This window comes from Halomonas koreensis, assembly GCF_031451675.1.
GTDB lineage: Bacteria > Pseudomonadota > Gammaproteobacteria > Pseudomonadales > Halomonadaceae > Halomonas > Halomonas koreensis.
The window spans coordinates 12,706-25,950 of the sequence record NZ_JARWAK010000006.1; the positions used below are offsets into that span (position 1 = coordinate 12,706).

Consider the following 13,245-nt stretch of genomic DNA (forward strand, 5'->3'; position numbering starts at 1 on the left):
CTTCTTCACTGGGTGGCGGTGTGGCGGGCCGGGAAGTCGTTAGCCAACCGATAGAGTCCGGCATCGAGATCGTTATCCACGTACCAGAGCAGTTCCTCCGGATTCGAGAGACGGTGTGGACTGACCCATTGCCCGATGGAATAGAGGCTCTCGACGAAACGGAACGGGGTGCTGGCATCGCGGGCACGGGTGACCTCGCCGGGCTCGAACAGCCGGGAGATCGCGCCATATCCGACGGGAATCGGCACAAGCCAGCCGGGCCGGCGACGGATCTCCCAACTCACCTCCTCCCGAGGCTTGCCTCCCTCGATCTCCACTTGCTTCACTCGGCATTCATGATTGAGCCGTGACAGGTCGAGCCAGGCATCCAGGACGTTGGCCTCGGGAGATTGTTCACGCATCCCCGCCAACCGCTGGGTCAGCAGATCATCACGAGAGACCAGCGCGAAGCCCGGCAACCAGCGGCGACGCAAACGCCTGAACTGAAGGGCACGGGCCTCGGGGTCGTCATCCAGCTGTTCCAGCCAGGGGCGCGGCCGCGATGCTTTTCCAAGCGAAGGTGGTACTACACTCCCCCCTGCGATACGCATGCCCGAGACGATCTCGGCAGTTTCACGCGCGACTCGCTGGGTTTCCTCATCAGCGCCATAACAGGACTCGCCACGGACGGCGAAGACCAGAGTGATCTCGAGATGAATCCGCCCCTCCTCCACAATAGCGGCCGTATTGCCCGATTTGTCGACAGGGTTTCGAGTCAGGTGAAAGCTGTGGGTAAAACCATTAGATGCCGCCTGCGCCTGATAGTCATGACAGATCACCCCGACCCCCTGGAACTCCAGATCGAGGTGTTCGGGCAGCTTTCGCTCCAGCGCATGCATCAAACCGACGAAGGCACTCATGGCGGGGAAACCCCATGTCATCGGGCTGGAAATCGCATTGGCGTTCTGCACACGCAGGCGAGGCAGGATTAACAGATTCTTGGTCTCACTCATGGCTCACCCCCTCCTGCCAGTCATCCAGTTCACGCTCCAGGGATTCCATCCAACGCCGGTCACGCTCCAGCCAGCGTTGAAAGCCGGGGTCGCGCTCCAGCATCTTGTCCCAGCGTCGGTGCTCGGCATCCCCCATGGGTAACTTGCGGTCGAGCTGTCGATTCAACCAGTTGGCGAAACGTTTTCTCACCTCGCTCGGCCAATCCGCCTCCTCTCGTGCCTGGCGGAAGGTTTCATCCTCCATCGCCCGTCCGGGGTCCAACCAATAGGCTTCCTCGACCGCCAGGCGACATTTAGAGTCACCGCTCCACCCTGGTGGAAGACGGTGTAACTCCATGCTGAAGACCATCAGCTCGTCCATCAGCGCGGCGTTCAGATCGTCCCGCAGGTCACGTGTCTCGTAATTCTGGCCAGGGTTTGACTCGAGAAATCGTCGCAGGTCGCTCACCAGCTGGCGCACCTCGCGGCGGCGGCCAAAGCGAGGAAAGACCGAGTCCGTACCCAGCGGCACCCGAACCTCCCGCGAAACCCAGTTGGGCGGCAACGAGGCCAGCAGGTAATTATTGCCGCCCCGCTCGCTGTTCAACTGGGAGATGTTCTGCGGCTTGGTGCCGCCCAGCTTCTGAACCGCCAGATTGGGGTAGTCCCGGTAGCCTGTCTCGGAGGCCAGGGTCTTGCGCCGCGCCTCTCGTGCCAGCTTGGCGGGTTCAGCGAAACGATCCTCGTTGATGGTCTGGAAGACACGATGCGTCAGCGAGGTGGCATATAGCGGCGCCAGCAAGTGGAAGCTCTGATCATCCGCAGGGTCGTCGTCCTTCGCCAACCAGTAGAGCTGCTTGGCATTGGCATGGGACGATGCCTCACCGCGGGGCTCGGTGATCGCGGCGAAGGCCCTCATCCATTCCTTCGCCTGCGCCGGATCCTGGCTCAAGGCGTTCGCCAGTTCGACATCCCCCTCGAGTACCCGCTCGAGCAGGGACTTGCCGTCATGTTCAAGCTTTAGGAACTTGTAGACATCCAATGCCGCCGCATTGCCGACCACATCGGCCTGGAAAGCCTCGGGAAGCGCATGGCTGCCAACCAGGCCATGGTTCGTCAGCGTCTCGGGTGGCACATAGAGATTGGTGCCCTTGGCATCGGGGTGGATCGGCTTGAGGGAGTGAGTCACGACCTGAAGCTGACTCACTCGCCGCGCGGCATTGTCGACCCAGGCCTCGAGCTCGAACTGCTCGGCCAAGGCCTCGCGTTTGGGATCGTCCTCGGCGAGTTTCTCGGCCTTGGTCTCGAAGCGCTCCTTCAGGAACGCTTCGATCAAGGCACGGATCGTCTGGCGAGTGGAGTTAGGCGTGGCCGAATTTTCATCCATCATTATTTTATCCTTAGGGTTAAGGGAAAAATGACCCTTCACTTAAACCTAGCTACTCTGGAGACCTGCCGCAAGGCAGCTCAGAAAATCATGATTTTTCCCTTAGGGATTACAGGCTGCCGCACAGGCAGAGGGGCCGGCGCCAGCCGGCCCAACTCGTTTCAGCGCCGCTTGCTGAACCCCACCACCGGATGAAAACACCACCCTTGGGTGCTATCCGGCATGGAGACCCATCCAAAGCGCCTGGCCGCCTCCTCCAGCGGCAGCTCCATGGCATCCGCCAGTGCCACCAGGGCTTCCAGGTAATCCGCCTCGGCCCAAGGACGAATACGCGGGCCGGCGTCTTCCAAGGGGTCGATACGCCGCAGCAGGCTGTCCTCGACCTTGACGTAGAGCGTCTCGCCACGCCTCTGCCCATCACGGATCTGGCGCAGCTCCCAGTCGTCACCGCTCTCATCAGGCAGCAGCACAAGCTCCACCTGCGGAGTGGTCTGACGCCGAAAGGGCTGGCACTGAGGCATGACGCCGACCAGGTTCACCCGCGGCATGGCATACCAGGTATAGGCGCCCAGTGGTGGTGCAGGCGGCTCACGTTTCAAACGCCGACGCTGGCGAGGCGTCAACTTGTCGAGATCGTCCGGCACCTCCGGCACTGGTTCCAACGGAGGCGCCACCATGTAGCGCTCGAGGCGGGCGTGTTCGAGGTCGACGAGGCTGGTTCGCGGCTGCAATGTCTCACGCTCGACGATGCGGGGTCGGGCATCGATCACCTCCCACTCCTCAGGGCGCAACAGTTCACTCAGCGCATGGCTGTCGAGGGGCCAGCCCTCTGTCTCGAAGCCGGGGCGACAGAAGGCCGGCCGATCGGGACTCTCCAGATGGCTCAGGTTGGTATCGAGCACCATGAGATTGGGCGTGTTGCATTCGCCGTCGCGATGGCGCCGTACCCGGCCGGCCAGTTGGATCAGCGAGCGCATCGAGGAAGGCTCGACGATGGCCCAGTCATAGTCATGATCCCGGCCGACCTCTGTCACGGGGCTCCCCAGCACGATAAAGAGCTGGTCTCTCTCGGCGGAGGCATCCAGGCGCCGGCGGATATCGGGAAGGTCGAACACGGCCTCGGCATCACGACGATCCAGAGCACGATCGAGACGCCGCTCGATGGCCGAGCGCATCAGCAGCGGATATTGGGAGTGGTAGACACAGAGGTGGATGCATTGGCCCTCGGCCACGCCCAAGCGGAACAGCGCCTGGGCAACATCGACGATCGGCTCGATATTGGCCATGCGAATCAGGCCGAAGCTGACCCGCTTGCCGCTATGGGGATCGACGCTGTAGTGCCGGCCATGCAGCGTGACGGCGTGGTCGCGCAACCGTGCGGCGAAGGCCTGGCGAATCTCCTCGCGGCGCTGACCGAGTCCCTCGAGTGGCGCCAGCTCGGCACGCCGAAGAACCGGGGCTTTCGCCAGCCGGCCATGGCGGCGGGTCGCGAAACGGTGATGCGCCTCGCCGAATGCCTTGCCATCGGTGCAGTCGGCATGCTGGCGATCGTGCTCATCGAACCAGGCACAGCAGATGTCTACCGGGCCTCCCGGCTCGCCACGGTTACGCTGATAATGCGCACGGCCATCCCGATAAGCCTCATATAGACCTCGCACCAGGGCCGGGGGCAAGGTCGCCGAGGACAGCAAGACCCGCGAGCCGAGCACCCCGGCCCAATGCACCAGGCGCGTCAATGCCGGCAAGTCATTAATATCGAAGTCGTCGATCTCGTCGAGCACCAGATCGCTGCCCATCAGGCGCAGCATGGGAGCGATCTGACGCCCGCCTCGCGCGCCCTCGGTGGCCGGCACCAAATGATCGACGGTACAGACCAGTATCGGCGCGGCGACCAGCGCCCTGCTCGAGGGATCTCCAAGCCGGCGCAATACCGGATGCCCCTCGAAGTCGCCCTCGTAGAGGACATGGCCATCGTCTTCCGTCAGCGCCTGGGCCGAGGCCGAGCCGGTGCGCTCCGCCTCGCGCTCATGGTGCTCGAAGAGGGCGCGGCTGGCACTGCCGCCCACGCGGATCGCCAGCTCGTCTTCGCCGAGCCGGAGACGTTCGCGATAGGCCTGCCCGGTCTGCAGGGTCAGGGTGCGCAGCCCTAGCGCCACGCTGAAGCGCGCGCCTTGCCGGGGGGCCGCCAGGGCATAGAGGATGCGGCCATTGGCCAGGGTCTTGCCACAGCCGGTGGACGCCATGTTGATGCCGAAAAACCCCTGACGTTCGCTTCGCTCGCGTAGCGACTGGGCCAGGTCGAAGGCCCGATCCTGCCAACGAAAGCGGGGATGGTCGCTGCGCTTGCGGAACCCCTTGTGACGCGCCAGGCGGGGCAGATGACGTGTCAGGCTGGGCAGGGCACGACAGATGGCGGCGCTGTGCTTCTCTACGCCCAGCAGGTGCTCGTCCAGGGGCTGGTTGAAGTGCCCTGTCTTGCGCACCGTATTGGCATGGAGCGGATAGTCGGGCTCACCGCGAACCCTCTGGCTGGGATCTTCCAGGCTGGAGTAGTGGTGATCCGCCAGCATCAGGCCGAGCCGCGCCAGGTGCATGACATAGGGGTTATCCAGCCAGGGCCCGGTATGTCGAGTCTGGCGCGCGAGCAGTCGCCGCGCGATATGTCGGGCCCGTTCCCCCCACTTCGCGGTGGTGACCGGCAGAGGATGATCAAAGGTCCAGTAGGGCGCCAGCCGGGTCACCTCTCGCGACTCGGCAATCTCGTTCCAGTCGGCGGTGATCATGCCGGGCAGGTCCCGCAACTGCTCGGCCTGAACCACCGGGCGCGCCTGACGATCGGCGCCATCGCGCCTCTCGCCAGGCATCATCGGCAGGCGGTGGTGGGTAACGACCAGCCAACCGATGGCGGCCGCCACAGGCGGCAGATGACGAAACGGCGGTGCCGGCTCGCCATCCAGGCCGTCACGCGCCAACCGCTCCAGCCAGTCGGCGTCCTGGAAGGGCTCGGAAGATGCCAAGCGTTCCAGCCAGCCGGCATCATCGTCGTCACCGACGAAGGCCGCGAACAGTCGCAGCGAGATCCACTCGTGGCGGTAGAGGTTTCGCCCTTCCAGCTTGCCTGCGAGCCGAAGCTGGAAGGCCTGACATGCCTTACCCAGGTCATGCAGCAAAGCGGCGAGCCCCGCCAGCAGCAAGATATCCTCGCCCGTATGCCAGTCGTTCTCGTCGCCGCCGCGCAGGATATCTCGCGAGGTGGTGTTGGTGGGCACCGCACCTTCCGGGTTGAAACGGCGAGCATCGCCGACGATCCACACCAGCTCGCTGTGATCGCGCCCCCGGATCCAGTGACAGGCTACGGCCGTGTTTTTGCGCGCCGTCTTGCGCAGCAGCCGGCGCAGGGTATCGAGCCCGGCCTCGGTGATCGGCGTCTGCCAGGTGCGGTCGCCGCGACGCTCGGCGAACTGATCGAGGATACGACGCGTCTCCACCAGAGCATTCTTGCTGCACTGGGATACCAGCAGCACGTTCATGCGCCCGGCCCTCCCAGGTCTTCGGCGACGGCCTTGAGGGTATCGATCATGAAGTCGAGGGACTCGGTGCGGGTCAGCCGCTCGATACAGGCCTGCCGGAACTCCTGCTCCTCGTCGCCACGCATGGCGGACAAGAATGCCTGAGGCAGAATGACCGCATCCTTGACCAGATCGGCCACATCGAATACCAGGCCACCGCGGCGTGTCTTGCCATGAAGCACCGCCAGGCCATGCGGTATTCCCAATACCCAGGTCGCGGTGGCGGCCAATCCATAGGCCAGATAATTGCCGTGATCGAGGAAACGGTTGGCAGGATCGGTACCGGTCCCGCGCTTGGCACGGTTGAAATCACCATAGTTCACCGCCTGGGAGGCGAGCTTGAAGAGGGTCTTGGTCAGGCGCGCCTCCAGCGTCAGCAGATCGGTCGTGCTGGGCGCCTCTCGGATGGCCTCGCGATGATGGCAGAGCGCATCCTGCAAGGCCTTAGCGGTCACGGAGAACCCCATCTCTTTGAGTGGCCGTCCGACCCATAACGCTTCGATCCTGGCCAGCCGCGCCAGTTGAAACGCCCGAGCCGCTTCCAGTCGCCGCTCCTCATCGAACCAGAACCGAACCCAGTGCTGAAGATACTCGGTCGGCCGGTATTCGCTCTGCGGTGTGAGCCAGGCCACATCCACATCGACTTCGTTGGCGGCGAACAATGGCGTGCCGCCACCACCACAGAAACCGACCAACACCCCAGCCTTGGCCAGCTCACGCATCGCCGCCTGGGTGATGGAGGTACCGGTGCCTAGCAGCAGCGACGTGGTGTTGGCGATGGGGATGTTCCAGTAGAGCGACTGGCGTCCCTCGTCGGTGACGTACTCGACGCGACCGCCGTTGACCAGTACCCGGCAGTGCTGAAGGTAGTAAAGGTTGGCCCGCTTGGAGTGCAGGATGGTCTTCAGTTCAGAGGGCGAGAAATCATCCATGGAGCCTGAGACCTCCCTGTGTCGCTTCTTGGCTGTCCCCCCATCCAAGCACGCCTAATTCGGCTTCGCCATCCCCTGAACGCCCATCCACCATACTCTTCAACCCGGTCCTGATTCGGGTCATCATCGAACGCACGGCAACCATGGAAGGAGGCCCCATGCCCGCCAATGCATCGCTCACCTGGGACACCCTGGCCCGCTATCGGCTGGTCGAGATCCTGGCGTTCTGGGAGGGCCGGGTGGTGGCCGCGCAGCTCGGCGAGGCCTTCGGCATCGGCCGCCAGCAGGCCCAGAAGGTGCTGCGGCGCTACCGGGAGCAGGCGCCGGGCAACCTGACCTACGACGAGTCCCGGCGCGGCTTCCTGCCCACGGCGGATTTCCAGCCCCGCTTCACCCGGGGCCGGGTCGAGGAGTACCTACAGCTGCTCGGCGCACATGCGGACCTGGACTCGCCCTTCGCGGGCCTGGGGTTGGGGGCGGCGGACACCGAGTCGCTGCCGCTGCCGAGCCGGGCGGTCGATCCACACGTGGTCCGCGAGCTGGTGAAGGCGGCCCGAGCGGGCCGCCGGCTGGAGGTGACCTATGCCTCCTTCCGTAACCCGGCCGGGGAGGAGCGCATCCTGGTGCCGCATACCCTGGTGTTCGCCGCCGGGCGCTGGCACGTGCGGGCCTACTGCGAGAAGCACCGCGACTTTCGGGACTTCGTGCTGAGCCGTTTCCGCGGAGTGCCGGAGGACGCCGGCGAGATGCTGGGCGAGCATGGCCGGAGCGGCGACGAGGCCTGGCAGACCCGCGTCGAGGTGCGCCTGATCCCCGATCGCCGCCTGCCCGCCGAGGAACGCGAGATGCTGGCCGTGGACTATGGCATGCAGGACGGCGAGCTCGCCCTTCACTGCCGCGGGCCGCTGGTGCTCTATGCCCTGCGCGAGCTCGGGGTGAACCCGCACCATGTGGAGGCCGAGCCGCGCGCCCAGCAGATCGAGGTCGCCAACCGCGAGGCCCTGGCCGAGTGGATCCTGTGGGCCTGAGGCGGCCGACGCCGAACGACGGCGCGCGCCCGGCGGTTTCTTCGCCGATTGCCGCCTCCCCCGCCGCCCTGCGCGCCGCCGTGTGGCAGCACGGTCACGAAGCGTAGCTGTCACCTGGCCGCCAAGAGGCTGTCATGGCGCCCTGCCAGGATGCCGGGGTCTTCCATCCTCAGGAGTGCCCCATGCGTTTGACGCGACGGAATGTGTTAAGCCTTGGCCTCAAGGGCGGTGCCGCCCTGGGCGCCACCCTCGCCGCCCCCTCCATCATCCTGGCCGAGGGCCGCCGCCCCCGGATCCCCTCCGGGGTGATGAGCGGCGACATGCTCGCCGACCGCGCCATGCTCTGGTCGCGGGTCGACCGGCCGGCGCGGATGCTGCTCGAGATCGCCGACAACCCCGAGTTCCGCGGCGCCCGCCGGCTGCTGGGCCCGGAGGCCCTGCCGGCCACCGACCTGACCGCTAAGCTGGACGCCACCGGGCTGGCCGGCATGGATACCGCCCACTACCGTATCCGCTTCGAGGCCCTGGGCGACCACCGCGCCGTCAGCGAGCCGGTCACCGGCCAACTGCGGCTGCCGCCCACGACCCGCCGCGACGTGCGCTTCGTGTGGTCCGGCGACACCGCCGGCCAGGGCTGGGGCATCGACGAGTCCCGGGGCGGCATGACCACCTACGACGCCATGCTGCGCCAGCAGCCGGACTTCTTCATCCACTCCGGCGACACGGTCTACGCCGACGGCCCCCTCCAGGAGCGCGTGGAGCTGCCCAACGGCGAGCTGTGGCGCAACCTGGTGACGCCCGCCAAACGCAAGGTGGCCGAGACCCTCGACGAGTTCCGCGGCAATCACGCCTACAACCTGCTGGATGCCAACGTGCGGCGCTTCAATGCCCAGGTGCCCATGCTCGCCCAGTGGGACGACCACGAGACCACGAACAACTGGTATCCCGGCGAGATCCTCGACGACGCGCGCTATACCGAGAAGAATGTCTCGCTGCTCTCCGCCCGGGCCCGGCGCGCCTTCCTGGAGTACATGCCGCTCCGCCAGCGCCCCGAGGCCCCCGGGCGGATCCATCGGCGCTTCGCCTATGGTCCCGGCCTGGAAGTCTTCATGCTGGACATGCGCAGCTTCCGCGCCGCCAACAGCCGCAACCGGCAAGACGGCGGCGACGCGGCCAGCCTGCTCGGCTCGGAACAGTTGCGCTGGCTGCTCGACGGCCTGCGCCGCTCCCGGGCCACCTGGAAGGTCATCGCCTCCGACATGCCCATCGGCCTGAACGTGCGCGATGGCGACCATTTCGAGGCCGTCGCCAACGACCATGCCGGCGGCCCGCTGGGACGCGAGCAGGAGATCGCCCGGCTGCTCCGGGCCATTCGCGACGAGGCCATCCACAACGTGGTGTGGCTGACCGCCGACGTGCACTACACCGCCGCCCACCACTACTCGCCGGAGCGGGCCAGCTTCAAGGAGTTCGCCCCCTTCTGGGAGTTCGTCAGCGGCCCGTTGCACGCCGGCACCTTCGGCCCGGGGGAGCTCGATGCCACCTTCGGGCCCGAGGTGGTGTTCCAGAAGGCGCCGCCCGAGGGGCGCGCCAACATGTCCCCCGCCGAGGGCTACCAGTTCTTCGGCCAGGTGGACCTGGACGGCGACAGCGAGACCCTCACCGTCACCCTGATGGATGCATCGGGGGCGGCCCTGCACCGGCAGGTGCTCGAGCCGCAGAGAGGCTGAGTGCCCCTCCCCTGGCCGACCGCCGCGCGGTGGTCGGCCAGGGCCTGTCGCGGCCGGGGATCAACGGGCCCGCATGCGCGCCAGCACGTCCTGCCCGCCCGCGCGACGGTGCCACACGACCATGCCGATGTGGCCCAGGATCAGCGCCAGCAGTGCCCAGCCCAGCTCGCCGTGGAGCAGCCCGCCCAAGGCCGTCAGCCCTTCGATCTCGTCGCCCTCGAAGCCCGGCATCAGCGGGATGCCGAAGGGCGAGAAGGGCCGCCCGGAGCCGTACTGGCGCAGCAGCGCCAGGGCCGGCACGGCGACCATCAGGGCATAGAGCGCCAGATGGCCAAGGGGAGCGGCGCGGTTCCATGCCGCCGGCCGGCGCGGGCGATCGGCCAGCGCCCACAGGCCCCTGAGCACTCCGGCGACGGCCAGCAGCACGCCGAGCGGCACGTGCGCGCCCCACACGGCCTCTTCCAGGGCGGTATCCGGAAACACGAAGTGCACGCCGGCGGTGATGAACTGCGCGGCGAACAGCGCCGCCATGCCCCAGTGCAGGAGGCGGCTGATCCGGCCGTAGCGGTCGGGGGTCGATGAGTTCATGGCACTCGCTCCTTGTGGCCGATGAAAGGGGAAGGCGCCATGATAGCGAGCGTCGTCGGCGCGGAGATGACGACAACGCGCAAGGATTATGCAAATCCGCCGGCGTCCCGCTCGGCCATGCCGGCCGGGCATTGGCCGGCATCCCGACTGTTATGTTATAACTTTCTGCAGTTTTCCGGAGACGCATCACCATGGCACACCGACCCCATCGCCATCGCCCCGAGGGGCCCTGCCACTTTTCCCTGATGTCGCTGTCGGCGCCGCGCCGGCTGCTGCTGGTCGCCGCCCCGCTGGCGGCGCTGTGGCTGGCGGTGGCCTGGGCCGCGGGGGGCTGGCACTGATGGCGCGGCTCCAGCTCCACGACCTGCAGCTCGCCCGGGGCGGCCAGACGGTGCTCGAGCACCTGGACGGCCGCTTCCAGGACGGCGCGGTGACCGCGCTGATCGGCGCCAACGGCGCCGGCAAGAGCACCCTGATCGCCGCCATCATGGGCATGCTGGCGCCGGTGGCCGGGCGGGTCGAATGCCGGGTGCCCAAGGAGCGCTGCGCCTGGCTGCCCCAGCAGCTGGCCCTGGATCTGTCCTTCCCGATGAGCGTGGAGGAGCTGATCATGACCGGCACCTGGCCCAGCCACGGCGCCTTCAAGGGCTACTGCGGCCCCCACTACCGGCGCGGCCGCGAGATCATGGCCCGGCTGGGCATCTCGCGGCTGGCCCACCGCCAGCTCGGCGAGCTCTCCGGCGGCCAGCGCCAGCGCGCCCTGCTCGGCCGCACCCTGATGCAGGAGGCCGAGCTGCTGCTGCTCGACGAGCCCTTCGCCAACGTCGACGGCGAGACCGTCGAGGTGCTGATGGAGGTGCTGCGCGACATGGCCCGCGAGGGCGCCACCCTGCTGGTGGTGCTCCACGACATGGAGCAGCTGGCCCGCCTGGCCGACGACGTCCTGCTGCTGTCCGGCGGCCATGGCCGCTGGGTCTCGCCCGAGTCCCTGCTCGAGCGCCAGGCCGGCCTGGCGCCCCGCGCCCCCCGGCTGCCCATCGACTTTCCCGAGGCCTCCCATGCTGGCACTGCTTGACGCCTGGCTCGTCGCCCCCTTCGAGTACGGATTCATGAAGCGCGCCGTGGTCGCCGGCCTGGCGCTGTCGCTGGCCGCCCCGCCGCTGGGCGTCTTCCTGATGCTGCGGGGCATGAGCCTGATCGGCGACGCCATGGCCCACGCCATCCTGCCCGGCGTGGCCCTGGGCTTCCTGTTCGCCGGCTTCTCGCTGCCGATCATGAGCCTGGGCGGCATCCTCTCGGGGCTGCTGGTGGCGGTGCTGGCCGGCAGCGTCTCGCAGATGACCGGCCACCGCGAGGACTCGGCCATGGCCAGCTTCTTTCTGATCTCGCTGGCCGCCGGGGTGATGCTGGTGTCGCTGGGCGGCAGCAGCGTGGACCTCACCCATGTGCTGTTCGGCTCGATCCTGGCCGTGGACACCACGGCCCTGCTGCTGATCGCCGGCATCGCCAGCCTGATCGTCGTCGCCCTGGCGGTGATCTTCCGCGCCCTGGTGGTGGAGTGCCTGGACCCGCTGTTCCTGCGCGGCCAGGGCGTGCGCGGCGGGGTGGTCCACGGCGTCTTCCTGGGCCTGGTGGTGCTCAACCTCACCGCCGGCTTCCAGACGCTGGGCACCCTGATGGCGGTGGGCCTGATGATGCTGCCGGCCACCACCGCGCGCTTCTGGAGCAACCGCCTGGAGGGCCTGATGGCCATCGCCATCGGCATCGCCCTGGCGGCCAGCACCGGTGGCCTGCTGATCTCCTACCACCTCGGCCTGCCCTCGGGGCCGGCCATCATCCTGCTGGCCGGCCTGGGCTATGTCGTCTCGGCGCTGTTCGGCCGCCAGCACAGCCTGTCCGCGCGCTGGCGCCGCCGCGCCGCGCCGCTGGCCGCCGCCCCTTCTTCCGATGGATGACCCGGAGTGATCTCGATGCCCCTTGCTACCCCCCGCGCCCTGCTCGTCGGTGCCGCCGCCCTGCTGTCCCTGCCCGCCGCCCAGGCCGATGATCGCGTCCGGGTGCTGGCCAGCTTCAGCATCCTCGCCGACATGGTCGAGGAGATCGGCGGCGAGCACGTCGACGTCACCGCCCTGGTGGGAGCCGACAGCGACGCCCACGTCTATACCCCGCGGCCCGGCGATGCCCGCGCCCTGAGCGAGGCGGACCTGGTGGTGTTCAACGGCCTGCGCTTCGAGGGCTGGATGGAGCGGCTGACCGGCGCCGGCGACTACGCCGGCCCGGTGGTGGTGGCCACCGACGGCATCGAGGCCGCGCTGGCGGCCGGCGAGGAGGACGCTCACGAGGAGCACCACCACGACGACGAGAGCCGTGACCATGAGGCGCATGAGCACGGGGCCCACGAGGGCGAGCATGATCACGACCATGGCGGCCTGGACCCCCATGCCTGGCAGGACCTGGGGCTCGGCCCGCTCTACGTCGGCAACATCCGCGACGGTCTGATCGCGGTCGATCCGGCCCACGAGGCCGCCTACCGCGAGCGTGCCGACCGCTATCTCGAGGAGATCGCCGCCCTGGACGCCGAGATCCAGGCCCGGCTGGCGACGCTGCCCGAGCACGCCAGCGTGATCACCGGCCACGACTCCTTCGGCCACTTCGCCCGGGCCTACGACGTGGACTTCCTGTCCCCGGTGGGGCTCTCCACCGAGGCCGAGCCCAGCGCGGCCAACATGGCTCGGCTGATCGACGTCATCCGCGAGCGCGACGTCCAGGCGCTGTTCCACGAGAACATGACCAGCCCGGCGATGATCGAGCAGCTCGCCGAGGAGACCGGCCTGCCGGTCGCCGGCACCCTCTATGCCGACGCCCTGGCCGGCGAGGGCGAGGCCAGCAGCTGGCTGGGCATGATGCGCCACAACGCCGGGCTGCTGCACGAGGCCCTGGCCGGCGAGGACACGCATGCCGACCACGACCACTGAGCCGCTTCCCCGGCACGCTTGGCACGGCGCCGCCCTCGGGCGGCGCCGTCGTCGTTTCGGGACGG

General features: G+C 67.6%; 11 protein-coding genes. 6 read left to right on the forward strand and 5 right to left on the reverse strand.

Annotated elements, in window-relative coordinates; translation table 11 throughout:
* Positions 1-5: 5 nt before the first annotated feature.
* From csy2 to cas1f, 4 genes are all read right to left on the reverse strand, one after another.
* On the reverse strand, positions 6-992 hold the full coding sequence (csy2, locus tag QC818_RS08300) for a type I-F CRISPR-associated protein Csy2 (RefSeq protein ID WP_309652377.1): 987 nt from the start codon (positions 990-992) through the stop codon (positions 6-8).
* On the reverse strand, positions 985-2,361 hold the full coding sequence (gene csy1, locus QC818_RS08305) for a type I-F CRISPR-associated protein Csy1 (protein WP_309652378.1): 1,377 nt from the start codon (positions 2,359-2,361) through the stop codon (positions 985-987). Before csy1 ends, csy2 begins: the two co-directional genes overlap by 8 nt.
* A gap of 158 nt (positions 2,362-2,519) precedes the next feature.
* On the reverse strand, positions 2,520-5,888 hold the full coding sequence (gene cas3f / locus QC818_RS08310; RefSeq protein WP_309652379.1) for a type I-F CRISPR-associated helicase Cas3f: 3,369 nt from the start codon (positions 5,886-5,888) through the stop codon (positions 2,520-2,522).
* Positions 5,885-6,859: a type I-F CRISPR-associated endonuclease Cas1f gene (gene cas1f, locus QC818_RS08315; RefSeq protein ID WP_309652380.1), complete on the reverse strand. Its 975-nt coding sequence runs from the start codon at positions 6,857-6,859 to the stop codon at positions 5,885-5,887. Before cas1f ends, cas3f begins: the two co-directional genes overlap by 4 nt.
* A gap of 158 nt (positions 6,860-7,017) precedes the next feature.
* Between cas1f and QC818_RS08320 the strand changes: the two genes are divergently transcribed.
* Entirely contained in the window at positions 7,018-7,887 is an 870-nt protein-coding gene (locus tag QC818_RS08320) for a WYL domain-containing protein (protein WP_309652381.1), read from the forward strand.
* 203 nt (positions 7,888-8,090) lie between these two features.
* Positions 8,091-9,617: an alkaline phosphatase D family protein gene (locus QC818_RS08325; protein WP_309652382.1), complete on the forward strand. Its 1,527-nt coding sequence runs from the start codon at positions 8,091-8,093 to the stop codon at positions 9,615-9,617.
* Positions 9,618-9,677: 60 nt separating this feature from the next.
* On the opposite strand, the gene QC818_RS08330 is transcribed toward QC818_RS08325, so the two are convergent.
* Positions 9,678-10,205, reverse strand: coding sequence for a cytochrome b (locus tag QC818_RS08330; RefSeq protein ID WP_309652383.1), 528 nt, complete (start codon positions 10,203-10,205; stop codon positions 9,678-9,680).
* A 191-nt stretch (positions 10,206-10,396) separates the two neighbouring features.
* On the opposite strand from QC818_RS08330, the gene QC818_RS08335 reads away from it, so the two are divergent.
* From QC818_RS08335 to QC818_RS08350, 4 genes are read left to right on the forward strand one after another with little or no spacing between them, the layout of a single operon-like run.
* A complete protein-coding gene (locus QC818_RS08335) occupies positions 10,397-10,546 on the forward strand; it encodes a hypothetical protein (protein ID WP_309652384.1) in 150 nt (49 codons plus the stop codon).
* The gene (locus QC818_RS08340) at positions 10,546-11,280 is read left to right on the forward strand and encodes a metal ABC transporter ATP-binding protein (RefSeq protein WP_309652385.1); all 735 of its coding nucleotides are present in this window, start codon (positions 10,546-10,548) and stop codon (positions 11,278-11,280) included. Before QC818_RS08335 ends, QC818_RS08340 begins: the two co-directional genes overlap by 1 nt.
* A complete protein-coding gene (locus QC818_RS08345) occupies positions 11,264-12,160 on the forward strand; it encodes a metal ABC transporter permease (protein WP_309652386.1) in 897 nt (298 codons plus the stop codon). Before QC818_RS08340 ends, QC818_RS08345 begins: the two co-directional genes overlap by 17 nt.
* Before the next feature lie 15 nt (positions 12,161-12,175).
* Positions 12,176-13,180 (forward strand): metal ABC transporter solute-binding protein, Zn/Mn family, encoded by a 1,005-nt coding sequence (locus QC818_RS08350; protein ID WP_309652387.1) that lies wholly within the window; start codon positions 12,176-12,178, stop codon positions 13,178-13,180.
* Positions 13,181-13,245: the final 65 nt, after the last annotated feature.